Origin of the sequence: Nocardia acididurans, from assembly GCF_016741815.1 — a bacterium.
Taxonomy (GTDB): domain Bacteria; phylum Actinomycetota; class Actinomycetes; order Mycobacteriales; family Mycobacteriaceae; genus Nocardia; species Nocardia acididurans.
In genome coordinates this window covers 1-22,287 of the sequence record NZ_JAERRJ010000003.1, presented here as the reverse complement: position 1 = coordinate 22,287, position 22,287 = coordinate 1, and the positions used below count along the sequence as shown (strand labels likewise).

Annotated in this window: 21 protein-coding genes; 7 read left to right on the top strand and 14 right to left on the bottom strand. The window is 68.6% G+C overall.

Translation table 11 applies throughout. The features are described 5' to 3' along the window. Positions 1 to 121 precede the first annotated feature (121 nt). Positions 122 to 865 (bottom strand): DUF4191 domain-containing protein, encoded by a 744-nt coding sequence (locus JK358_RS08240; protein ID WP_201945274.1) that lies wholly within the window; start codon positions 863 to 865, stop codon positions 122 to 124. A 204-nt stretch (positions 866 to 1,069) separates the two neighbouring features. On the opposite strand from JK358_RS08240, the gene JK358_RS08235 reads away from it, so the two are divergent. After that, positions 1,070 to 1,273, top strand: a complete 204-nt coding sequence (locus JK358_RS08235) for an excalibur calcium-binding domain-containing protein (RefSeq protein ID WP_307817390.1) — start codon at positions 1,070 to 1,072, stop codon at positions 1,271 to 1,273. A gap of 65 nt (positions 1,274 to 1,338) precedes the next feature. Here the strand turns inward: JK358_RS08235 and JK358_RS08230 are convergent, their stop codons facing one another. From JK358_RS08230 to sucB, 7 genes are all read right to left on the bottom strand, one after another. Continuing rightward, positions 1,339 to 3,528, bottom strand: a complete 2,190-nt coding sequence (locus tag JK358_RS08230; RefSeq protein WP_201945272.1) for an elongation factor G-like protein EF-G2 — start codon at positions 3,526 to 3,528, stop codon at positions 1,339 to 1,341. A 120-nt stretch (positions 3,529 to 3,648) separates the two neighbouring features. After that, positions 3,649 to 4,692 (bottom strand): lipoyl synthase, encoded by a 1,044-nt coding sequence (lipA, locus tag JK358_RS08225; RefSeq protein WP_201945271.1) that lies wholly within the window; start codon positions 4,690 to 4,692, stop codon positions 3,649 to 3,651. A 22-nt stretch (positions 4,693 to 4,714) separates the two neighbouring features. Then, positions 4,715 to 5,434 carry a lipoyl(octanoyl) transferase LipB gene (lipB, locus tag JK358_RS08220; protein ID WP_201946187.1) on the bottom strand — a complete coding sequence of 240 codons (720 nt, stop codon included), beginning with the start codon at positions 5,432 to 5,434 and terminating at the stop codon, positions 4,715 to 4,717. Positions 5,435 to 5,487: 53 nt separating this feature from the next. After that, positions 5,488 to 6,042 carry a GNAT family N-acetyltransferase gene (locus tag JK358_RS08215; protein WP_307817389.1) on the bottom strand — a complete coding sequence of 185 codons (555 nt, stop codon included), beginning with the start codon at positions 6,040 to 6,042 and terminating at the stop codon, positions 5,488 to 5,490. Between the two features lie 49 nt (positions 6,043 to 6,091). After that, positions 6,092 to 6,238: a hypothetical protein gene (locus JK358_RS08210; RefSeq protein WP_201945270.1), complete on the bottom strand. Its 147-nt coding sequence runs from the start codon at positions 6,236 to 6,238 to the stop codon at positions 6,092 to 6,094. A 225-nt stretch (positions 6,239 to 6,463) separates the two neighbouring features. Next, complete coding sequence (locus JK358_RS08205; RefSeq protein WP_201945269.1) at positions 6,464 to 7,360, bottom strand: TIGR01777 family oxidoreductase; 897 nt, start codon at positions 7,358 to 7,360, stop codon at positions 6,464 to 6,466. A 13-nt stretch (positions 7,361 to 7,373) separates the two neighbouring features. Next, a complete protein-coding gene (gene sucB / locus JK358_RS08200) occupies positions 7,374 to 9,155 on the bottom strand; it encodes a 2-oxoglutarate dehydrogenase, E2 component, dihydrolipoamide succinyltransferase (protein ID WP_201945268.1) in 1,782 nt (593 codons plus the stop codon). Between the two features lie 545 nt (positions 9,156 to 9,700). Between sucB and JK358_RS08195 the strand changes: the two genes are divergently transcribed. Further along, positions 9,701 to 10,495 (top strand): helix-turn-helix transcriptional regulator, encoded by a 795-nt coding sequence (locus tag JK358_RS08195; RefSeq protein WP_232851006.1) that lies wholly within the window; start codon positions 9,701 to 9,703, stop codon positions 10,493 to 10,495. Positions 10,496 to 10,587: 92 nt separating this feature from the next. Here JK358_RS08195 and JK358_RS08190 read toward each other — a convergent pair whose 3' ends face one another. Beyond that, complete coding sequence (locus JK358_RS08190; RefSeq protein WP_201945267.1) at positions 10,588 to 12,093, bottom strand: leucyl aminopeptidase; 1,506 nt, start codon at positions 12,091 to 12,093, stop codon at positions 10,588 to 10,590. Positions 12,094 to 12,283: 190 nt separating this feature from the next. Between JK358_RS08190 and JK358_RS08185 the strand changes: the two genes are divergently transcribed. Beyond that, a complete protein-coding gene (locus tag JK358_RS08185) occupies positions 12,284 to 13,312 on the top strand; it encodes a ParA family protein (RefSeq protein WP_201945266.1) in 1,029 nt (342 codons plus the stop codon). A 5-nt stretch (positions 13,313 to 13,317) separates the two neighbouring features. On the opposite strand, the gene aztA is transcribed toward JK358_RS08185, so the two are convergent. Continuing rightward, positions 13,318 to 13,998 carry a zinc ABC transporter ATP-binding protein AztA gene (gene aztA, locus JK358_RS08180; RefSeq protein WP_201945265.1) on the bottom strand — a complete coding sequence of 227 codons (681 nt, stop codon included), beginning with the start codon at positions 13,996 to 13,998 and terminating at the stop codon, positions 13,318 to 13,320. 51 nt (positions 13,999 to 14,049) lie between these two features. Between aztA and aztB the strand changes: the two genes are divergently transcribed. From aztB to aztD, 3 genes are read left to right on the top strand one after another with little or no spacing between them, the layout of a single operon-like run. Beyond that, the gene (gene aztB, locus JK358_RS08175) at positions 14,050 to 16,074 is read left to right on the top strand and encodes a zinc ABC transporter permease AztB (protein WP_201945264.1); all 2,025 of its coding nucleotides are present in this window, start codon (positions 14,050 to 14,052) and stop codon (positions 16,072 to 16,074) included. Beyond that, on the top strand, positions 16,071 to 17,030 hold the full coding sequence (gene aztC, locus JK358_RS08170) for a zinc ABC transporter substrate-binding protein AztC (protein WP_201945263.1): 960 nt from the start codon (positions 16,071 to 16,073) through the stop codon (positions 17,028 to 17,030). The genes aztB and aztC overlap by 4 nt, the downstream gene beginning before the upstream one ends. Before the next feature lie 33 nt (positions 17,031 to 17,063). Next, entirely contained in the window at positions 17,064 to 18,227 is a 1,164-nt protein-coding gene (aztD, locus tag JK358_RS08165) for a zinc metallochaperone AztD (RefSeq protein WP_201945262.1), read from the top strand. A 74-nt stretch (positions 18,228 to 18,301) separates the two neighbouring features. Here aztD and JK358_RS08160 read toward each other — a convergent pair whose 3' ends face one another. The 4 genes from JK358_RS08160 to JK358_RS08145 are packed head-to-tail and all read right to left on the bottom strand — an operon-like array spanning position 18,302 to position 20,747. Beyond that, the gene (locus JK358_RS08160; RefSeq protein WP_201945261.1) at positions 18,302 to 18,547 is read right to left on the bottom strand and encodes a helix-turn-helix domain-containing protein; all 246 of its coding nucleotides are present in this window, start codon (positions 18,545 to 18,547) and stop codon (positions 18,302 to 18,304) included. Then, positions 18,544 to 19,545: a hypothetical protein gene (locus JK358_RS08155; RefSeq protein ID WP_201945260.1), complete on the bottom strand. Its 1,002-nt coding sequence runs from the start codon at positions 19,543 to 19,545 to the stop codon at positions 18,544 to 18,546. Before JK358_RS08155 ends, JK358_RS08160 begins: the two co-directional genes overlap by 4 nt. Before the next feature lie 26 nt (positions 19,546 to 19,571). After that, positions 19,572 to 20,195, bottom strand: coding sequence for a hypothetical protein (locus JK358_RS08150; RefSeq protein WP_201945259.1), 624 nt, complete (start codon positions 20,193 to 20,195; stop codon positions 19,572 to 19,574). 6 nt (positions 20,196 to 20,201) lie between these two features. Further along, entirely contained in the window at positions 20,202 to 20,747 is a 546-nt protein-coding gene (locus tag JK358_RS08145; RefSeq protein WP_201945258.1) for a hypothetical protein, read from the bottom strand. Positions 20,748 to 21,074: 327 nt separating this feature from the next. Between JK358_RS08145 and tuf the strand changes: the two genes are divergently transcribed. Then, on the top strand, positions 21,075 to 22,271 hold the full coding sequence (gene tuf / locus JK358_RS08140) for an elongation factor Tu (protein WP_201945257.1): 1,197 nt from the start codon (positions 21,075 to 21,077) through the stop codon (positions 22,269 to 22,271). The last annotated feature ends 16 nt before the right edge of the window (positions 22,272 to 22,287 follow it).

Below are 22,287 nucleotides of genomic sequence, written 5' to 3'. Positions count from 1 at the left end.
CCCGAACTTTCTGCACAGAATCGCCACGCCCCCAAGCGAATCCGCACCGACCAGCCGAAACACCCCGAAACACACGAAGGCCCGCGTCCGAATCGGACGCGGGCCTTCGAGAGTCGATGCCTCAGCGGCGGCGCACAGCGCGCTGCACGCCACGCATCTTCGCCCCGGCGGGCAGCGGACCCTTCGGCAGCGCCGGACCGCCGCGGGTCGCGAGCGCCGACAGTCGGCCCTCGATCAGATCCATCCGCTTGGTGTCGATATTGCGCGGCAGCTTGGTCAGGAACTTCTGCAGCTCCTTGAGCGGCACCTGGTCCTTCTCGTTGCCGATGACCACGTCATAGATCGGCGTATCGCCGACCAGTCGCGCGACCTTCTTCTTCTCCTGCGCCAGCAGCGACTTGACCCGCGACGGCGAACCCTCGGCCACCAGGACCACGCCCGGCAGCCCGACGACCCGGTGCACGGCATCGAGCTGGGTGGTCGCGGCGACACCCGGGGTGACCCGCCACTTGCCCTGCAGATTGTCGAGCACCCACGCCGCCGCGCCGGCCTGGCCCTCGGCCTTGGTGTACACGTTCTTCTGCACGCGGCGTCCGAAGATGATGAACGCGGCCAGCGCACCCAGCAGCAGGCCGATCGGCAGCAGGAACCACTGCAGTCCGAAGATCAACCCGATCACCAGGAACAGCACGGTCACGCCGACGAAAGCGCCGATCATCAGCGGCAGCAGCGCCTTGTCTTCCTTGCGCTGCATCTGGAACGCCTGCCAGAGCTGCTGACGGCGCTGCTTCGATTCCGCCTTGCGGGCCGCCTTCGCCGCGGCCTTCGCTTCCTTCGACGGGTTACCGCCCTTACCTGCTGCCATGCCACCCAGGATAGTGGCCGGGCACCGCATACCTCACGACGGGGACATCCGTGCCGTGACCGGCGTGGCTGCGCGGCCACACCGGGGGTGGCGATAACCGGCCAAGTGTTTGGTGAAGCGCGCTTTTCTGTGTTGTGCTGTGAACCGGTTGTCGTAACAACCATGGGGAAATTCGTGCTCGAAGAGAAAGAACACAGAACACAAGTGAAGAAGACCCTGACCTTCCTCGGCGTCATCGCCCTTCTGCTCGCCGCCCTTGTACTGGGTGCGAAGTCGGCCTCGGCCGAGGAGGTCTACTACAAGAACTGCGCCGCCGCCCGTGATGCGGGTGCCGCTCCGATCCTGCGCGGCGAGCCGGGCTACCGCCCCGCCCTGGACCGCGACAACGACGGCATCGCCTGCGAGTAATCGCCGCTGCGCACGAAACAGCCTGGGACTCCCGCCATTTCGGGGGAGTCCCAGGCTTTTCTCGTTTATCCGGAGGTTTTGCGCAGGTTCTCGGCCAGCTGGGTGGGCATGGCCTCGTGGCGCGCGTAGCTTCGCGCGAACGTCGCCGCGCCGTGCGCCAGTGAGCGCAGATCCACTGCGTACCGGCTCAATTCGAGTTCCGGCACCTCGGCGCGAATGGCGGTGCGCCCGCCTCGGCCCAGCGGCTCCGTACCCAGCACCCGGCCGCGCCGCCCGGACAGATCACCGAGCACCGCGCCCACGTATTCGTCGGTAACCACCACCAGCACTTCGGATATCGGCTCCAGCAGGTTGATCCGCGCCGTGCCCGCGGCCTCCCGCAGTGCGAGCGCGCCCGCCATCTGGAAGGCGGCGTCGGAGGAGTCCACCGAGTGCGCCTTGCCGTCGAACAGCGTGACCCGCACATCCACGAGCGGATATCCGGCCGCCACACCCTTCAGCGCCTGCGCCCGCACCCCCTTCTCCACCGACGGAATGAACTGCCGCGGAACGACTCCGCCCACCACCTTGTCCACGAACTCGATACCCGACCCCTCGGGCAGCGGCGCGACCTCGATCTCGCAGATGGCGTACTGCCCGTGCCCACCGGACTGCTTCACGTGCCGTCCCCGCCCGGCCGCGGAACTCGCGAAGGTCTCCCGCAGCGCCACCTTGTGCTCGACGGTGTCCACCTGCACGCCGAAGCGGGACCGCAGCCGTTCCAGCGCCACATCACGATGCGCCTCGCCCAGGCACCACAGCACCAGCTGCCGGGTGTCCGGATTCTGCTCCAGCCGCACCGTCGGATCCTCGGCGACGAGCCGGTTCAACCCCTGCGAGAGCTTGTCCTCGTCGGCCTTGCTGTGCGCTTTGATGGCAATGGGCAGCAGCGGATCCGGCATCGACCACGGTTCGATGAGCAGCGGAGAATCCTTGGCGGACAGGGTATCCCCGGTTTCGGCGTGCGCGAGTTTGGTGACGCACACGATATCCCCGGCGATGGCCTGCCCCAGCGGCCGCTGCTGTTTCCCGAACGGCGCGGACACCGCGCCGACGCGTTCATCCGAGTCGTGATTCACGGTCTCGGTGGGTCCGTGCCCGCACACGTGCACAGTCTCGTCCGCGCGCAGCGTCCCGGAGAACACCCGCACCAACGACATGCGGCCCACGTACGGGTCGGAGGCGGTGCGGATGATCTCCGCCGCCAACGGTGCCTTCGGATCGCACACCAGTGCCGAGGTCTTGCCCTTGGCGGTGGTAGCCGAGACGGGATGCTCTGCGGGCGTGGGGAATCCCCGCGTGATGAGATCCAGGATCTCGACCGTCCCCAGGCCCTGTTTGGCTCCCTCGGGTGGGGGAGCGGCGATCAGCACCGGATGGAAACTGCCGCGCGCCACCGCCTTTTCGAGGTCGGCGACCAGGGTGTCGAGGTCGATCTCCTCCCCGCCGATGTAGCGCTCCATGAGGGTCTCGTCCTCGCTCTCGGCGATGATCCCCTCGATGAGCCGATTCCGCGCCTCCTCCAGCACTTCTCGCTGCTCCTCGGAGGCGGGCGTCTCCACATGCTCGCCACCGGAGTAGTCGTACACGTGCTGGGTGAGCAGATCGATGAGCCCGACCACCGGCCGATGCCCATCGGACCCCTTCTCCGCGTACACCGGAAGATGCAGCGGCAGAATGCTTTCCGACACTCCGCCGCCGAGAATCTCCCGGCATGTCTCGGTCATGTCGTCGAAATCCGCGCGCGCCGTATCCAAATGGGTGAGCACAATGGCGCGCGGCATGCCGACGCTCGCGCATTCCTCCCACAGCGCCAGGGTCGGCCCGCTCACGCCTTCGATTCCGGCGGCGGCCGAGAGTACGAAAAGGGCCGCGTCCGCTGCTCGCAGACCGGCCCTCAATTCCCCGACGAAATCCGCGTAGCCGGGGGTGTCGAGTAGGTTGATCTTCCTGCCGTCCCACCCCATGGGCACCACCGACAATTGGACGGATCGGTGCTGGCGTTGCTCGATGTCGTCGTAATCCGACACCGAGGTGCCGTCCTCGACTCTCCCGGCGCGAATCACCGCCCCCGTGGCCACGGCCAGGGCTTCCACCAGCGTGGTCTTACCCGACCCGCTGTGCCCTACCAGCACCACATTTCGTATGTCCTCCGGCCTTTCGGCCGTCAGTGCCCTGCCGTTGGCGCCTGCCGACGCACTCGTTCGCTCGACCATATGGCTCGCTCCGGGGTCGATAGATGCGGTATCTCAACCTTCCCACCGGGACCCCGATCGCGTCCACGATTCGAGTTATTGAGCCGTTCACGGTGGCGCCGCCGGGGCGAAAACCGTGGTTCAGGAGCCGTAGCGCGCCAGCACCGAGGTGGCCTCCTGCGAGGCGGTGCCCTCCTCGGCGAGGTGCGCCATCTCGGGCGCGATCTCCCGCCCGTGATGCCGCATGGCCTGCGCGTAGAGCCGCCCGGCCCGGTACGACGAGCGCACCAGCGGCCCGGCCATGACACCCGCGAAGCCGAGTTCGGTTGCGACGTCGGAGTGTTCGACGAACTCCTCCGGCTTCACCCAGCGATCCACCGGATGGTGCCGCGGCGACGGCCGCAGGTACTGCGTGATGGTCAGGATGTCGCACCCGGCCTCGTGCAGATCCTTCATGGCGGCGGTGACCTCGTCGGGCGTCTCGCCCATGCCGAGGATGAGGTTGGACTTGGTGACCAGCCCGGCCTCCCGCGCCGCGGTGATCACCGCGAGGGACCGCTCGTACCGGAACGCCGGCCGGATCCGCTTGAAGATGCGCGGCACCGTCTCCAGGTTGTGCGCCAGCACCTCGGGCCGCGCGGAGAACACCTCGGCCAGCTGTTCGGGATCGGCGTTGAAATCAGGGATGAGCAGCTCCACGCCGGTGTGCGGGTTCAGCTGCTTGATGGCGCGCACCGTCTCGGCGTACAGCCAGGCCCCGCCGTCCTCCAGATCGTCGCGCGCGACGCCGGTGATGGTGGAGTAGCGCAGCCCCATGGCCTGCACGCTCTCGGCCACCCGGCGCGGCTCGTCCCGGTCGAGTGCGGCGGGTTTGCCGGTGTCGATCTGGCAGAAGTCGCAGCGCCGCGTGCACTGCTCGCCGCCGATGAGGAAGGTGGCCTCGCGGTCCTCCCAGCACTCGAAGATGTTGGGACACCCCGCCTCTTCGCAAACCGTGTGCAGCCCTTCGCGTTTCACCAGGCCCTTGAGTTCGGAGTACTCGGGGCCCATGGTGGCGCGGGTGCGAATCCACTTGGGTTTGCGCTCGATCGGGGTCTCGGCGTTGCGGGCCTCGATGCGGAGCAGTTTCCGGCCATTGGGTCCGGCCGGATTGGTGTTCGGTGTCGGGGTATCGACGGAGGTCACTCAAGTCACCTTACGCTCGTGATCATTCCGCGGTGGCGGGCACCTTGCCGGTGACAGCCGGGGGCCGGGTGATCTGGTGATCGGTAACCGGGAGCTCGCCGTTGAGCGCTCGGGTGATGGCGTCGGCGACCAGGGGCCGCACCTCGGCGACGGTCACCTCGCGGCGGAGTTCGCGGGTCAGCGTGGTGACGCCGGCGTCGCGGATGCCGCACGGCACGATGGCGTTGAAGCCGTCGAGGGTCGAATTGCAGTTCAGCGAGATGCCGTGCATGGCCACCCCGCGCTGTACGCGCACGCCGATAGCGGCGACTTTGCGCTCGGGCAGGAAGTCGTTCGCGGGCACCCAGACGCCCGAACGGCCTTCCACGCGACCGGCATTCACGCCCAGCTGCGCGCACACGTCGATCAGGGCCTCTTCGAGCCGCCGCACGTACGCGACCACGTCGACGGGCTCCGCGAGCCGGATGATCGGATATCCGACCAGCTGCCCGGGGCCGTGCCAGGTGATCTTGCCGCCGCGGTCGACCTCGATCACCGGGCTGCCGTCCATGGGCAGGTCCTGGGCCTCGGTGCGCCGTCCGGCGGTGAATACGAACGGATGCTCCAGCAGCAGCAGCCGATCCTGTCCGATGCCCTCGGCGCGTTCGCTCGCGATCTCGCGCTGCTTCTCCCACGCCTCGGTGTAGTCGATGAGGCCCAGATCCTCCACCAGCAGTTCGGTGCTGTCGAGGCGGGCCGAGATGCCGCGGGCCGGGGTGACGGCCGGTCTGCCAGAGGCGGCGGTGGTGCTCTCGCTCACGACAGCGACGTTACGCCATCATCGATCGTGAGCTGCATCAGCGTCAGATCGATCCAGCGCCCGAACTTGTGCCCGACCTCCGGCATCCGCCCGACGATCTCGAAGCCGAACTTCGCGTGCAGGGCGATGGAGGTGGTGTTGCCGGATTCGACGGCCGCGACCATGACGTGCACGCCGCCGCGCTGCGCGCGTTCGATGAGTGCGCGCATGAGGGTGGTGGCCACGCCGCGGCGGTGGAACTTCTCGGCCACGTACACCGAATTCTCCACGGAGAAGCGGTATCCCGACTTGGGCCGGAACTGCGCGTAGCTGGCGTACCCGGCGACCGCGCCGTCGATCTCGGCGACCAGGATGGGGTAGCCGCCGCGGGTGCGGGTCTCGAACCACGCCTTGCGTTCGTCCAGATCGGCCGGTTCGGTATCCCAGATGGCCGTGGTCTCGGCGATGGCGTGGTTGTGGATCGCCAGGATCTCCGGCAGATCGCTCTCCCGTGCGTCGCGCAGCTGGAGTTCGGCGCGGGCGAGCACGGTGGGGGAGGGAGTTTCACTCACGCCCCCAACGGTAATCAGGATGCGGTTGTGAGCCGGACCTCACCCGGCGTCAGTCTTCGTCCAGGCATTGCACGAGGTCACCGGGGGCAAGCACGTGCGGCAGGCAATGATAGGGATCGTCGATGGTCTGCACGGTGTATCCGCCCGCGAGGAGCGCGAATGCGACGAACAGTTCGGCCGCGATTGTTTTGAACATTGGTGACCCCCTGTCACTCGATGGCCCGTATCCCGCACGGGTCGAATGGGGAGTTATCGGCAATGGCTACTACCGAGTTACCTGATTATGGGCGTCTTACACGTCATCGGGTCGGCATTCAGGTCTCAGATCTGTAGCGCTTCGGCGTTACCCAGGGGATTTAGTCGACCGACCTACGACCACGGTACGCCTGTGTGAAATGCCGTGGTTTCGGCCAGTTGCGGGTCAGTTGCGGCCGAGGGTCGCCGCCAGCGCGGCGCCGACGGTCGGATGCTGGAACTCGAACCCGGCTTCCTCGAGCTTCGTCGGAATCGCGCGCGGCCCGTGCAGAATGCCCTCCTGCGCGAATTCGCCCAGCACCGCGCGTAATGCGAAGGCGGGCACCACCAGTGGCGTGGGCCGATGCATGGCCCGGCCGACCGCGCGGGTGAACTCGGCGTTGGTGACCGGAGCCGGGCCCGCCAGATTCACCGGGCCGGAAAGACTTTCGTGCGTGAGCGCGAAAACGAGGGCCGCGATCTCGTCGTCGAGCGAGATCCACGGCAGGTACTGGCGGCCGTTGCCCAGCCGCCCGCCCAGCCCGAGGGCATACAGCGGATACAGCTGACTGAACATGCCGCCGTGCTTGGCCAGCACCACCGCACTGCGCAGCAGCACCACGCGTGCTCCCGCCTCGGCGGCGGGCAGGGTCGCGCCCTCCCAGTCCAGGCACAGGCTCGGCAGGAAACCCGTTCCCGCGGGCGAACTCTCGGTGACGACGCGATTCCCGCTGTCGCCGCCGTAGTAGTGCACGCCGCTGGCGCTCACCAGAATCGGCACGCCCTCGGCGGCCACCGCGGAGGCCAGCACATCGGTCGGAACCACCCGGCTGTCCCGCAGTTCCTGCTTGTAACTGCCGTTCCAGCGCCGCCGCCCGATGCTCGCGCCGCAGAGATTCACCACGGCGTCCGCATCGCGCAGCGCGCGTTCGTCCAGATCGGCGCGCACCGGATCCCAGCGGAATTCGTCGCGCGCCTGGGCGGGCCGCCGGACCAGGCGGGTGACCCGGTGCCCGTCGCGGCGCAGAGCCGCGACGAGCGCCGTACCGATCAACCCGGACGAACCGGCGACCACAACCTTCATGCGAACAGTGCTACTACAGGCCGAGGTCGCCCTCGAACGCCGCCTCTTCCAGCCGGTGCTTGATGGTGGTGAGGAAGCGGCCGGCGTCGGCGCCGTCGATGAGCCGGTGATCGTAGGTCAGCGGCAGGTAGGCCATCGAGCGGATGCCGATGAACTCGCTGCCGTCATCGCTGATCACCATGGGGCGCTTGACGATTGCGCCGGTGCCCAGCATGGCGGCCTGCGGCGGGACCAGGATCGGGGTGTCGAACAGTGCGCCCTGCGAACCGATGTTCGTGATGGTGAACGTGCCGCCCGACAGGTCGTTCGGCTTCAGTCCGCCGGTGCGCGCCCGGTTGGCGATATCGGCGATGGCGCGGGCCAGGCCCGCCAGCGACAGGTCGTTGGCGTTGTGGATGACCGGCGACAGCAGACCGTTCTCGGTGTCGACCGCGATACCCAGGTTGACCACCGAGTGGTAGGTGATCTCCTTGGTGTCCTCGTTGTAGGAGGCGTTCACGTTCGGGTGCACCGCGAGGGCCTCGATGACGGCCTTCGCGTAGAACGGCAGGAACGTGATGTTCACGCCCTCCCGCTGCTTGAAGGCGGCCTTGGCCTTGCCGCGCAGGGCGGCGATGCGGGTCATGTCGACCTCGTGGACCTGCGTGAGCTGCGCGGTGGTCTGCAGCGACTCGCGGGTCTTGGTGGCCGTGATCTGCCGGATGCGGCTGGCCTTCTGGACCGTGCCGGGCAGGTGCGCCAGGCTCGGACGCGAAGCGGGAGTGCTGGCAGAAACCGAGACTGCCGCTCCGGATTCGGACGCCTTTTCCTGGGGAAGATGTGCTGCCGGAGCCGGAGCCTTCTTCGCCTCGGCGGCGGCCAGCACATCCTGCTTGCGGATGCGGCCACCGACGCCGGAGCCGGTCAGGCTCGCGAGGTCGACGCCGTTCTCCTGCGCCAGCTTTCGCACCAGCGGGGTCACGTACGGACCACCGTTGGAGGACGGCTCATCGGCCGGGGTCGCACCGGCGGGCACCGGGGCGGGCTTCTGCGCGGGAGCCGGAGCGGGCGCGGGCGCCGGGGCTGGAGCGGGAGCCGCGGCGGCCGGAGCCGGTGCCGGGGCGGGCGCGGGGGCCGGAGCGGGTGCGGCCGGAGCCGGGGCGGGCGCGGGGGCCGGAGCCGGGGCGGCGGCCGGGGATCCGGAGCCGATGACGCCGAGCTGGCCGCCGACGTTGACCACGTCGTCTTCCTGCGCGGTGATCTCCAGCAGCGTGCCCGCGACGGGCGACGGGATCTCGGTGTCGACCTTGTCGGTGGAGACCTCGAGCAGCGGCTCGTCGACCTCGACCTGATCGCCGACCTGCTTCAGCCAGCGGGTGACGGTGCCCTCGGTGACGGATTCGCCCAGTTCGGGCATCTTCACCGGGGTACCGGAGGCGGCGCCGCCATTGCCGGCGGGCGCGGGTTCGGGGGCGGCGGCCGGTGCGGCAGCCTGCGGCGCGGGGGCCGGCTCGGGTTCGGGGGCAGGTGCGGGCGCGGCTTCCGGGGCGGGCGCGGCAGCGGGGGCCGGAGCCTCACCCGCGTCACCGATCACGCCGAGTTCGCCACCGACCTCGATCACGTCGTCTTCCTGCGCCACGATCTTGACCAGGACACCGGCTGCGGGAGACGGGATTTCGGTGTCGACCTTGTCGGTGGAGACCTCGAGCAGCGGCTCGTCGACCTCGACCGTGTCTCCTTCCTGCTTCAGCCACCTGGTCACAGTGCCCTCGGTGACGCTCTCACCAAGAGCCGGCATCTGGACGGAGAAGGCCATGTCCGTTGACTCCTCTGACTGCTCGTCGGGTTAAACAGTGTGTCTCGGGGTGGCGCGCACCGCGGGTCGCGGTGAACACCCGTACAGCCACCGAACTTTCTGTGGCTCCCGGAGATCCGTAGGTTGTTGTTCCGGAACCCATCCTTGCACTACCGCGCGTGCGGCGTGTCACAGGGCGGCCGATGAGCGGACCTCTCGCTACCGCCGAGGGGGCTGTGAGTGGTCGCCGAGCGCCGCGAACTGCACGGACGCCCGACTTGTCCCGTGTCCCATGTCACCGAGTTTCGTGAGGCCGGTCAGTTGTGGCGAGCGTCGCGAACCGGGCGGTCTGGTTGAAGCTTTCACCTGCGCCGCGCGAGCCCGCCACCGGCGCGAATCCCGTCCGCCGGACCTCGGCGCGGCAAAGCCGACGGCGGTGGGGAAAATGGAGTTTCCGGAAAACGCGTGTCGGAAACATGGAGTTGCCTTGTATTTGCCTGATATACAGGCAGGAGTATGGACCCCGGTCCTCTCTGCGTTTACGTTTTGCTCGAGGGGTAGCTGCATTGCATAAGAAAGTCGACTCACCCGCGGGTGACGCGCTACCGCTACCCACCTTCGGATCGGTGCTGCGGCGGCTGCGTGACGCGCGCGCCATTTCCCGCGAGCGGCTGGCCCGCTCCGCGCATCTGAGCGCCAGCTACGTCGCGCACCTGGAACTCGACGACCGTGACCGCAAACCCACCCGCACCGTGGTGGAGGCGCTGCTCAGCTGTCTGGACGAGAAGGAGCTGGTCTCCGACGCGGACCGCCGCCACCTCTACGACCTGGCCGGGCTGAGCGAGATCGACATGCCCACCGTCGAGGATCTGCGCGCCACCCTCTCGCCGGGGATGCGCCAGAGCCTGGTCCGGCACGAGCCGAATCCCGCCGCATATCTCGACACGCGCTCGAATGTGCTGGCCTGCAATGCCGCCTACGGTCGCACCTTCACCGGCATCCTCGACAACGGCAGCGTGCTGCGCTGGATATTTGCCGACGAACGATCGAAACAGGCTCTCGTGGAATGGGAACGCGAGGCCTACCTGACCGTCTCACTCGTGCGCGGATTCATCGGCCGTTCCGACAATGCCAAATGGTGGTCCGAGACACTCGAGGAGCTGAGCCGCTATCCCGATTTCCGTCGCATCTGGGCGAACGGCGACGCCGGATTCGGCCGCCAGACCCCGCGCATGGAACTCCGCGACCCGGATTCCGGCGAGCACCGCCACATCGATCTCGAACTCTTCCAGGTCGATTCGGTCGAATACCACGACCGCATCCTCTTCGTCGTGGGCCTCCCCGCCGCACCCGAGGAGTAGTTCCCGCGCCGAGCGATGCCGGCGCAGAATATATTCTGCGCCAGCGATTTTCGGCCATGCCGAACGAGCATTACCGCGAACTGTGCTGCCGCCTACTCCGCGGCGATGTCCTCGAGGGTGGCGATGAGGGTGCGGACCGGGACGCCGGTGCCGCCCTTGCCGATGTAGCCGAACGGCCCGCCGGTGTTGTAGGCGGGGCCGGCGACATCCAGGTGCGCCCACTCGACCGACTCCGGCACGAACTCCTTGAGGAACAGCCCGGCCGACAGCATGCCGCCCCAGCGGTGCGGTGCGACATTCGCCAGATCGGCGATCTTGGAGTTGAGGTCGCCGCGCAGTTCCGCGGGAAGCGGCATGGCCCAGGCGTTCTCGCCGACGCCCTGGGAGATGCGCGCCACCCGATCCCGGAAGGCGTCGGTGCCCATCACGCCCGGGGTGCGGGTGCCCAGCGCCACCATCTGCGCGCCGGTGAGGGTGGCCACGTCGATCAGGTAGTCCGGCTCGTCCTCGCTCGCGCGCACGATGGCGTCGGCCAGGATCAGCCGGCCCTCGGCATCGGTATTGATCACCTCGACGGTGGTGCCGCCGTACTGCACCAGCACGTCGCCCGGACGCTGCGCGGTCGCGGACGGCATGTTCTCGGCCATCGGCACGGTCGCGACCACGGTGAGGGGCAGGCTCAGCCGCGCCGCCAGCAGCGTGGTGGCGATGACCGCCGCCGCGCCGCCCATATCGGAGGTCATGTTCTCCATGTTCGCGGCCGGCTTGATGGAGATGCCGCCGGTGTCGAAGGTGATGCCCTTGCCGATGAGCGCGACCTTCTTGTCGCCGCCCGCGTAGGTGATGCGGATCAGCCGCGGCGGCCGCGAGGAGCCCTTGCCGACGCCGAGGATGCCGCCGAAGCCCTTGGCCTCCAGCTCGGTTTCGTCGAGGATCTCCACGTGCAGTCCGGCGGCCTTGGCCAATTCGGCTGCGCGGTTGGCGAATTCGGCCGGGAACAGCGCGTTCGGGGGAGTGTTCACGAAATCCCGTGCGGTGGCGACGGCTTCGGCCACGGCCTGGGCGCGGAACAGGGCTTCTTCACCGAATCCCGCGTCGGGAACCAGGAATTCGACGCGAGCGACCGGCTGGTCACCCGGCTTCGGCGCGGACTTCACCGACTTGAACGCGGTGAACTGGTAGGCCCCGAGGTAGAACCCCTCGGCCGCCGCGCCCAGATCGAGCCCGGACAGCGTGGTGACCGCTGTCGCGGTCCCGGCCAGCGCCCGCCCGGCCACACCGGCCGACTTGCGGATCTGCTCGGCGTCCACTTTCTCGGCCGGGCCGAGGCCGACCGCGAGCACACTGTCCACGCCCAGTCCGGCCGGCGCCGGAACCCGGGTGAGCTCCTCGGGCTTGCCCTTGGCTCCGACCGCGCGCAGGGCGGTCAGCAGCGCCGCCCGGGTGTCGGCGTCCAGCACATCGCCGAAGGCGTCCGCGGGCGCGATGACGGGACCGTCGTCGGACGACGTGAGTCCGATGACGAGCACATCGGCCTCGCCGATGCTCTCGGTGCGTACCAGTTCCGGCCCGAGCGAACGATCTGCAACAGCTGTCATGGGCCCCACGTTACTGGGCGTGTCGAATCGGGTCGGGGTTCGGCGCGTCGAATGCGAAATGTCCCGATTGCCGGAGTGCCTGCGGCGATGCCGTGATCTCCGTCCCGAGAACTGAGACACGTCGTGTCGAAGCCCTCCGCCACGGGCGCCGATCACTAGGCTGACTCGGACCGCCACGGCGGTCGAGGCGATGGAGGGTTACGAGCTGGTGGAGTTGCGTGGCGACGTGGTGCCCGATGCTCGGACGCCCGTGGGGGACGAGGGGGAGCGGGGATTCGGCTGGGACTGGCCCGCGAAGTCGTCCCGGATCCTGCAATTCGAGCGGCCGCAACGGATCTGGGAGAAACACCCGGTGCGCGGTCAGGCCCGGCCCTACGTGGTGGCGATCTTCAACCTCAAGGGCGGCGTGGGCAAGACGACCACCACCGCCGCCCTGGCCGAGATCCTCTCCGTCGAATTCGGCAAACGCGTCCTGGTCGTGGACCTGGACCCGCAAACCAATCTCACCACCATGATGGTCGGCGAAAAACGCAGGGCGGAACTGGATTCCGCCGACGCCACCCTGGCCGCGGTCTTCGCCGACGCCCTGGCCGGGCGTCGCCCCGGCAATGCCGCCCGCCTGGTGCAGCAGCAGGTCTCCCCGATGTCGGTCGTCACCTCGGTCGACCTCTTACCGTCCTCCCCGAAGCTCATTGCGCAACAGGATGATCTGCCGCACCTGCGCGGCAACGACCCCACCACGGTCCTCGCGGCCTCACTGGCGGATGTGCTCGGCGGCTACGACTTCGTCCTCATCGACTGCCCGCCCAACCTCGGCACCATCACCCAGAACGGATTGCGCATAGCCGACGGCTATCTCATCCCCACCATCCCGGATTTCATGTCCACCTACGGCATTCCGTCCGTCCAGCACCACATCCGCCACCTCGCCGCCGACTGGGGAGCCCCCATCGAGGAACTCGGCGTGGTGGTCACCAAATACCGCCGCTCCTCCGCGGTGCACCGCCAGGTCCTGGAAGCCCTCTCCCGCAACCACTCCCTGCCCAGGCTCTTCCCCACCCGCATCCCCGAATCGAACCAGATCGCGGCGGCGGCCGAATACGCCGACTTCGGCGGCCTGCGCCAAAAGTACGGCACCGGAGGCCAATTCCTCGCCCTGCGCGAATTGACGGCGGACTTCCTGGCCACCACCAGAATCAAACTGGCCTGGAGCCGCTGACCCGGCTACGCCGCGACCGGCAGCACCTCACGCGGCACCCCGGCGTCGGCGAGCCGTCCATCGCCGAGTAGCAGGCAGTGATCGGCGCGCAGCGCTTCGGCCCGGTCGTGGGTCGAATGCACGACCGCGACCCCGCCGGCCGCGACGTCCCGCAGGGTGCGCGAGATCTGTTGCTGCGCATCGATATCCAGACCGGTCGTGGGCTCGTCCAGCAGGAGCAACTCCGCCTCCTGCGCCAGCGCGCGGGCGAGCAGCGCACGCTGACGTTGGCCGCCGGAGAGATCGGTCAGTCGTCGTGCGGCGAGATCGCCGATCCCCATGCGGTCGAGGCATTCGCCGACGAGGTCATGATCGCGGCGAGTGAGCCGCCGCCACGGTCCGCGATGCGCCCACCGTCCCATGGCCACGGTCTCGCGGACGGTGATCGGCAGCGTCGCGGGCACCGCGCTCTGCTGCACCACCAGCGCCGGGCGACTGCTGCTCGCATGGATGACCGCACCGGCCAGCGGCGTGATCACCCCCGCCAACACTCCCAGCAGGGTGGATTTCCCGGATCCGTTCGGCCCGACCACCGCGGTCACCCGCCCGGCCGGAATATCGGCCGTCACCTGGTCCAGCACGGTCCGCGAGCGGTATCCGGCGCACAGCTTCTCGATCCGCACCGCGGCTGTCTCTGCGTTGTTCACTATCTCACCTAACTTGTACTGAAAATCATTTTCATATTAGGGTGCCCTCTCGTGGAGTTCCTGATCGCCCCCTTCGAAGTGTCCTTCGTGCAACGAGCGCTCTGGGGCGGCCTGCTGGTCTCCGGTGTGTGCGCCCTCGCCGGCACCTGGGTTGTGGTGCGCGGCATGGCATTTCTGGGCGAGGCCATGGCGCACGGCCTGCTGCCCGGCGTCGCCATCGCCTCGCTGCTCGGCGGAAACCTGCTGCTGGGAGCGGCTTTCAGCGCCGGAGCCATGGCAGCGGGCGTCACCGCTATGGGCCGCAGCTCCCGCTTCGCCGCCGACACCGCCATCGGCCTGCTGTTCGCGGGCATGCTCGCGCTGGGCGTGATCATCGTGTCCCGCTCGCAATCCTTCGCAGTCGATGTCACCGGCATGCTCTTCGGTGACGTTCTGGCCATTCGTCACCAGGACCTGGTCTATCTGGCCGTCGCGCTGGGCATTTCACTGGTGGTCGCCGTCCTCGGCCATCGGTCGTTCGTGGCCCTGGCCTTCGACCCGCGCACCGCCCACACCTTGGGCCTGCGCCCACGCCTGGCACACGCCGCACTGCTCGCACTGCTGACACTCGCGATCGTGGCGTCCTTCCACGTGGTGGGCACACTGCTGGTCTTCGGGCTACTCATCGCCCCGCCCGCCGCCGCCACCTACTGGGCCGACCGGATCCCGGTGATCATGGCCCTGGCCGCGCTGTTCGGCGGAATCGCCACCGTCACCGGCCTGCTCATCTCCTGGCATGCCGGAACGGCGGCGGGTGCGACCATCGCGGCGGTCGCGGTCGGCCTGTTCTTCGTCTCCGCGCTCGCGGCGGCACTGCGTTCGGCGCTGCGTCGCCCCGGTCTCCTCGGCTCGCTGCGCCGTCGCGCCCCGGGAACGCCGAATACCGTTGCGGCGCTGGCCCTGCTGATCTCGTTCGGCTCCCTGCTCGGATGCACCAGGCCCGTCGACGACACGGCCCCCGCCGACGTCCCGCACGGCTACGTGGCGGGCGCGGAGGAAACCGACTCCCCGCAAACACGTTTGGTGGTGGCAGACGTCTCCGGTGCGACCCGCGTGATCGATCTGACCACCGAGCAGATCACCGAAGCGGGCCGGGCGGCCGGAGTAACCGGCGTGGCAGCCGATGATCGCTTCGCGTTTCTCTCCACCCCGAACGCCGCCCGCATCGTCGACGGCGGCGCCTGGACCGTCGATCACGGCGACCACATGCACTACTACACGACCGCCATCAGGGAGATCGGCGCGCTAGACCGCGGCGAAATCCGGGCGGTGCACAGCGATCCGGCGGTGGCGGCGATCATCTCCGACTCCGGCACCACACTCCTGGATCGGAAAGCGCTGGACACGGGATCGGTTGCCCAGCAGCGCATAGTTGAAGGTCTGGCTGTTCCGTTCGCCGAACACCTGGTCGCCGTGCATCCCTCCGGCCGAGCGGAGGTGCGGTCACGGGACGGCGCGACGGTGACACCACTCACCGAGCCCTGCGCCGAACCACGCGGATCAGCGGTCACCCGGCGCGGCATCGTATTCGGCTGCGCGGACGGCGTTCTGGTCGTCTCCGCCGACGAGGGCGCCTTCGCCGCCACGAAAATCGCCTACCCCGGCCAGGTTTCCGCCGCCGACCGCCCGACCGCCTTCACCCACCGCCCCGGTAGCACCACCCTGGTCGCCCACGCCGGTGACCGCGGTGTCTGGCTGCTCGACATCCGCTCGGGTATGTGGCGTCTGTTCGAGGTCGGCCCGGTGGTCGCGGCGAATACCGCGGGCGAGGGCAGTTCCGTGCTGACCCTCACCGCCGACGGCATCATGCACGCCTACGACCCCGGCACGGGAGCCGAAACCGCTCGCGCCCAACTGCTTTCCGCTCCGGTCTCCGGTGCGTCCCGTCCGGTCATCGACATCGATTCGAGCCGTGCCTACCTCAACGACCCGCAGGCGAAATCCGTGTACGAGATCGACTACCGCGACAACCTCCGCCGCGCCCGCACCTTCCCACTCGACATCGCACCCGACTACATGGTGGAGACCGGCCGATGAGACTGTTCCGACGCCGCGCCGCTGTCCTACGCCGGGAGCCGCACCGCACAAAACTATTGACGGCCGTCGTCGCCGGCTGCGCCCTCGCCGTACTGGCGCTGCTCCCGGCCTGTTCGAACGCCGACTCCGACCGTCTCGAAATCGTCGTGACCACCAATATTCTCGGCGACATCACCCAGTCCCTGGTCGGCGACGCCGCCTCGGTCATGGTGCTCATGCCCGCCGGTGCGGACCCGCACCAGTTCGCCATCTCGGCGCAGCAGGCCGCCCGTATCGAACACGCGGCCCTGCTGGTCCACAACGGCCTGGGCCTGGAGGAGGGCGTCCAGCGCCACGTCTCCGCCGCCGAACAGTCCGGCGTCGCAACACTTTCCGTCGGTGAGCGGGTCGACCCGCTGAACTACCGGGCCACCGACCGTCCCGACCCGCACTTCTGGACCGACCCGGCCCGGGTCCGCCGCGCGGTCGAGGTGCTCAGCGCCCGGCTGCTCGAACTCGATGGAATCGACGCGAATGCGGTGCGCGCCAACACCGACCGCTATCTCGCCGAGGTCGCCACCCTCGACGCATGGATGACCGATCGCTTCGCCGCCCTCCCCGCCGAGAGCCGCCGCCTGGTCACCAACCATCACGTATTCGGCTATCTAGCCCAGCGTTTCGGCTTCGAGGTCATCGGCGCGGTGATCCCCAGCGGTACGGCCCTCGCCTCGCCGAGCGCCTCCGATCTCGCGGATCTCGCCACCGCCGTGCGCACCGCGGGTGTCCGCGCGATCTTCGCCGACTCGTCCCAGCCCGACCGCCTCGCCCGGGTCCTCGCCACGCAAGCGGGCGTGAACGTCCAAGTCGTCGCCCTGCACACCGAATCCCTCACCGCGCCCGGCGGGGGAGCGGCCACCTACCTGGAAATGATGCGCGCCAACACCGACGCCATCGTCTCCGGCCTGACCAAGCCTTGATCCACCCCACCCTGCCCGATGAGGAGTAACCCCATGCGTTTTCGTCCCGCCACCGCGGCGGCCCTGACCGGTCTGCTGGCCTCGGCGGTCGCCCTGAGCGGCTGCGGTTCGGAGAAGTCCGATCCGGCCCCGAAGATCAACGACCCGCTCGCCGTCACCTACGACGGGGGCATCTACCTGCTCGACGGCGAAACCCTGAAGGTCGCAAGCGATCTGAAGCTCGACGGCTACAACCGCGTCAACCCGGCAGGCGACGACAGCCACGTCATGGTCTCCACCAAGGACGGGTTCCGCGTCCTCGACGCCACCGGCGCGACCCTGACCGACATCGAATTCCCCGGCGCCAAGCCCGGTCACGTGGTCCGCCACGCCGACCGCACCGTCCTGTTCACCGACGGCACCGGCGAGGTCACCATCTTCGACCCGCACGATCTGGCGAACGGCAAGCCGAAGGCCGAGGTGTACCAGGCTGCCGCCCCGCATCACGGTGTGGCGGTGCAGCTTTCGACGGGCGAACTGGTCGTCACCCTCGGCACCGAGGAGAAGCGGGTCGGCATGGCCGTCCTCGACAAGGACCGCAAGGAGATCGCCCGCAACGAGGACTGCCCCGGCGTCCACGGCGAATCCACCACCGCCGGTGAGGCCGTCGTCATCGGCTGCCAGACCGGCGCTCTCATCTACCGCAACGGCGTCATCACCAAGGTCACCAGCCCGACCCCGTACGGCCGCATCGGAAACCAGGCAGGCAGCCCCCTGTCCCCGATCGCGCTCGGCGACTACAAGCAGGACAAGAACGCCGAACTCGAACGCCCCACCCAGGTTTCGCTCATCGACACCCGAGACGGCAGCCTGCGCCTGGTCCAGCTCGGCACCAGCTACACCTTCCGCTCGCTGGCTCGCGGCCCCCAGGGCGAAGCCCTCGTCCTCGGCACCGACGGCAAAATCCACGTCATCGACCCCGTGGCGGGCACGGTAACCCGCAGCTTCCCCGTCACCGCCGCCTGGGAAGAACCCCTGAAGTGGCAGGAAGCACGTCCGGCGATCTTCGTCCGCGGCGCGGAGGTCTACGTCAGCGACCCCGTCACCAAACAGATCCACCGTGTCGACCTGGCCGCCGGCAAGGTGACGAACTCGGTGACCCTGGACGCGGCCCCGAACGAACTCAGCGGCGTCGTCGCCGACAATCACGGCCACTGACCCACCGGGCAGCCGCACATCCTGAGTCTCGCCGTCGGCACCGAGCGGGTGCACCGCGTCGCGCCCGGACATCGCTACCGCGAGGTTCCGCCACCCGGAGCCGAGGTGCCGGAGCGCAGTAGCGTGCCGAGCTCGGCGCGGTTCGAGACGCCCAGCTTCTGATAGACGGTATGCAGGGTGTTCTCGACCGTGCGGACCGACAGCACCAGTCGTTCCGCGATCTCCCGGTTGGCCAGCCCGTCGCCCGCGAGCCGCGCGATCTCGAGTTCACGCGGCGTGAGCTGTGGTGCGTCGAGGCGGGCCAGTGCCGGTGTCGTCACGCCTTCACACGCCTCGGCCAGCAGCTCGGCCCGTGCTGCGGCCGAGCGTGCCGACGCCGAGCGCCCCGCACTCTCGAACGCGTTCGCGGCCTGGCGGCGGCATCGGCGGCGAGCAGCAGATACCCGAGTCGCTCGAACCGTTCCGACACCGCATTCAGTCCCGGACCGTCCACGGCGCTCGCCGCCCGCGCGTGATCCGCTGCGACGGAAGCGAACTCGCCCTGGCATTCGGCGGCCAGCTCGACGAGCCCGTCGGCGACCGCGGTCGCGCAGCCCAGTCGCACCGCGTCGTGCCCGGCCACCACCGCTTGGGATATGGCCCCCGCCAACCGCATTCGGTCCATGTTGGCGAGCGCCAGTTCGGCCGCCCGCGCGAATTCCCCCCGCGCCACAGCAACCCACGGTCGCGCCAGATCCACCCCGAAGAGCAGTGCGACCTCGAGCCCGGTCTCCGCACCTTTCGCGAGCGCCTCCTCGGCCGTCGCCACATCCCCGGCCAGCGCCGCCGCGGTGGCCAGCTCCGCCCACCGATGCGCCTGCATATCGCTCAATGCGACGCCGGGGGAGGGGGTTGCGAGTAGTCGCGCCGCCGTCCGCATCCGCCCGCGCTGCCGTTCCAGCCCGCCGCGCGCATGCGCGTTCTCGGCCTCCGACACCGCCCAGTCGCTGCCGTCGCCCGTGGTGGTCTCGCCCAATTCCACTGCGTCACCCGCGATTCCGAGCTCACCGGCGAAGATTGCGGCGATCTGTTTGATGCCCTGCAAGGCCCGCACGAACACCGGCACCGCGTCCTGCCACTGCTCCCGGCAATCCAACGCCACCTCCACATCGGCGAGCGCCTCCACCGCCCGCCCCATGAAGGTGAGCGTCCACGCCCGCTGCCCGAGTGCCTGCGCCAGGATCGGAATGCTCACCGGGGCAGCGGTGATCGCGTCCAGCACGGTGAGCGCCTTGTCGAAATGCCCCAGCGCGAAGTGGATCGACGACTGCCAGAACATGAGTTCCTGCCGGTTCTCCGGTGCGGTCAGCAGCAGCTCGGCCGCTTCGACCAGCGCGATGGCCTCCTCCGCCCGCCCAGCGTCGCCATGATGTTCAACCGCGTCGAGATGAGCAGCGTCCGCGTCCGCTCATCACACGGCTGCTCCCACACCTTTTCGAGCAGCGCTTCGGCCTGCCGCATCTTCCCGCCGTACCCGAGCACCGGCGCGAGCAGCACCGCCGCCTCCGGCCCCGCCCCGGCTTCCACGGCGGCCCACCCGAACCGTTCGGCCAGCGGATAGTCGTGCCCCGCCCACGCCAGCCGCAACGCCGCCAGCAGCGGCTCGGGCGCGGAGTACGATCCACTCTCCAACCGCCACAAAGCGATTCGAAGCTCATCCGCCCGAGCGTGGCTCCCGGTCTCGTGCATTTCGGCGAGCTGTCGATAGCGTCGCGTACCCCGCAGGCGGGGTAGCTCCGCACGCACGGTCTCACCGTAGAGCGGATGGGCCAGTCGAATCATGGTGCGACGTCCCGATTGTGGTCGAGCCTCTTCATCCGCGATCACGACCAGCCCGCGTTCCTCGATCTGCTCGACCGCGTCCACCGCCGACACTGTCAGCAATTTCCCGAGTTCGAGCGGTTCGCCCAGCGCGACCAACTCCAGCACCTCGGACTACGCCGCTGTCAGCTCGCCGATTCGCCCGGAGATCAGCTCGCTCAACTGCCGGGACAGCGGCACCGCCCCATGCCACCGCCACACCCCGCCGTGCTCGGTCAGCGTGCCGCGCTCGACCGCCTCGTTCACCAATTCCCGCAGATACAGCACATTCCCGCGACTGAGCGCCGTCAACCGCCCCGCATTCTCGACCGGCCCGCCCAGCACCCCCGCGAGCACCGCGGCCACCTCGTCATCGGGCAGTGCGCCGAGTTCGATCCGCTCGCCCGGCCCGTCTCGCCACAGTGAGGTGATCGGGTCGGGACAGCTCTCCCCGGTCCGAACCGTCACCAGCACCTGCTGCCCGCCGTCCACCAATTGCCGAACCAGCGCCGCGGACACCGCATCCAGCTGATGCGCGTCATCGACGATCAGCACCCCGCGCACGGCCTCCCGCACGGCCTGCCCCGCCCAGCCGAGCAGATTGTCGGTCACCGCCTCGGCGGGCAGCAATGTCCCGAATGCCCCGAGCGGCAATGCTTTCGCGGTCGCATTGGCGCGCACCCGCACGGCCCCCCGGTGCGGCCTCGGCCGCGATTCGGCTCTTCCCGACACCCGCCCCGCCCGCGAGCACTACGCTCCCGCCGCCCGCCAGCACCCGCCGGATCCGCGTCAGTTCCGCACCCCGGCCGCTGAACGGCCACCGCAACGACATCCCCGGATTGTAGGAAACCGCACGTCAATCCCGCTCGACGTCCGATCAGCCCATTCCCGACCTTTCGCCCGATCCGGCCCATACGCTGGAAACGACACCGTAGTCGGGCATTGTCCAGCGGTGTCCCCACCCTCCGGTGCCCACTTCGGATCCCACGGGCGCACAGGAGGATCGCAGTGGCGAAGGCGAAGTTCCAGCGGACGAAGCCGCACGTGAATGTCGGCACCATCGGTCATATCGACCACGGCAAAACCACTCTCACCGCGGCGATTACCCGGGTACTACACGAACAGCATCCGGACCTGAATCCGTTCACGCCGTTCGAGGCCATCGACAAGGCCCCCGAGGAACGCCAACGCGGCATCACCATCTCCATCGCGCATGTCGAGTACCAGACCGAGAACCGCCACTACGCCCACGTCGACTGCCCCGGCCACGCCGACTACATCAAGAACATGATCACCGGTGCCGCCCAGATGGACGGCGCGATCCTGGTCGTGGCCGCCACCGACGGCCCCATGCCCCAGACCAAGGAGCACGTGATCCTGGCGCGGCAGGTGGGCGTCCCCAAAATCGTGGTGGCCCTGAACAAGTGCGACATGGTCGACGACGAGGAGATCCTCGAACTGGTCGAACTCGAGGTGCAGGAACTCCTCACCGAGTACGAGTTCGACGGTGACAACAGCCCGGTGGTCCGCATCTCCGCCTTCAAGGCCCTGGAGAACCCCTCCGGCGACTGGGGTTCCGGCATCGTCGAACTCCTCGACGCCGTCGACTCCTGGATCGACACCCCCGCCCGCGAGGTGGAGAAGCCCTTCCTCATGCCGATCGAGGACGTCTTCACCATCACCGGCCGCGGCACCGTGGTGACCGGGCGCATCGAACGCGGCATCCTCAAGGTCAATGCGGAGGTGGAGATAGTAGGTATCCGCCCGAAGACCACCAAGACCACGGTCACCGGCATCGAAATGTTCCGCAAACTGCTCGACGAGGGCCAGGCCGGCGAGAACGTGGGCCTCCTGCTGCGCGGTATCCGTCGCGAGGATGTGGAACGCGGCCAGTGCGTCATCAAGCCCGGGTCGGTCACTCCGCACACCGAGTTCGAGGGCCAGGCGTACATCCTCTCCAAGGAGGAGGGCGGCAGGCACACCCCGTTCTTCAACAACTATCGCCCGCAGTTCTACTTCCGGACCACGGATGTGACCGGGGTGGTGACGCTCCCCGAGAGCGTCGAGATGGTGCTTCCGGGCGACAACGTCCACATGTCGGTGAAGCTCATCCAGCCGATCGCCATGGAAGTGGGATTGAAATTCGCCATCCGCGAGGGCGGCCGGACAGTGGGGGCCGGGCAGATCACCAAGATCGTCAAGTAGTCGCGCCGAAAATCGC

What these genes read in the sequence shown, in the direction of transcription:
- JK358_RS08240 (WP_201945274.1), bottom strand. Translation starts at nt 865, where the DNA reads ATGGCAGCAGGTAAGGGCGGTAACCCGTCGAAGGAAGCGAAGGCCGCG.
- JK358_RS08230 (WP_201945272.1), bottom strand. Translation starts at nt 3,528, where the DNA reads ATGGTCGAGCGAACGAGTGCGTCGGCAGGCGCCAACGGCAGGGCACTG.
- JK358_RS08210 (WP_201945270.1), bottom strand. Translation starts at nt 6,238, where the DNA reads ATGTTCAAAACAATCGCGGCCGAACTGTTCGTCGCATTCGCGCTCCTC.
- JK358_RS08205 (WP_201945269.1), bottom strand. Translation starts at nt 7,360, where the DNA reads ATGAAGGTTGTGGTCGCCGGTTCGTCCGGGTTGATCGGTACGGCGCTC.
- sucB (WP_201945268.1), bottom strand. Translation starts at nt 9,155, where the DNA reads ATGGCCTTCTCCGTCCAGATGCCGGCTCTTGGTGAGAGCGTCACCGAG.
- JK358_RS08190 (WP_201945267.1), bottom strand. Translation starts at nt 12,093, where the DNA reads ATGACAGCTGTTGCAGATCGTTCGCTCGGGCCGGAACTGGTACGCACC.
- JK358_RS08185 (WP_201945266.1), top strand. Translation starts at nt 12,284, where the DNA reads ATGGAGGGTTACGAGCTGGTGGAGTTGCGTGGCGACGTGGTGCCCGAT.
- aztC (WP_201945263.1), top strand. Translation starts at nt 16,071, where the DNA reads ATGAGACTGTTCCGACGCCGCGCCGCTGTCCTACGCCGGGAGCCGCAC.
- aztD (WP_201945262.1), top strand. Translation starts at nt 17,064, where the DNA reads ATGCGTTTTCGTCCCGCCACCGCGGCGGCCCTGACCGGTCTGCTGGCC.
- JK358_RS08155 (WP_201945260.1), bottom strand. Translation starts at nt 19,545, where the DNA reads ATGTTCTGGCAGTCGTCGATCCACTTCGCGCTGGGGCATTTCGACAAG.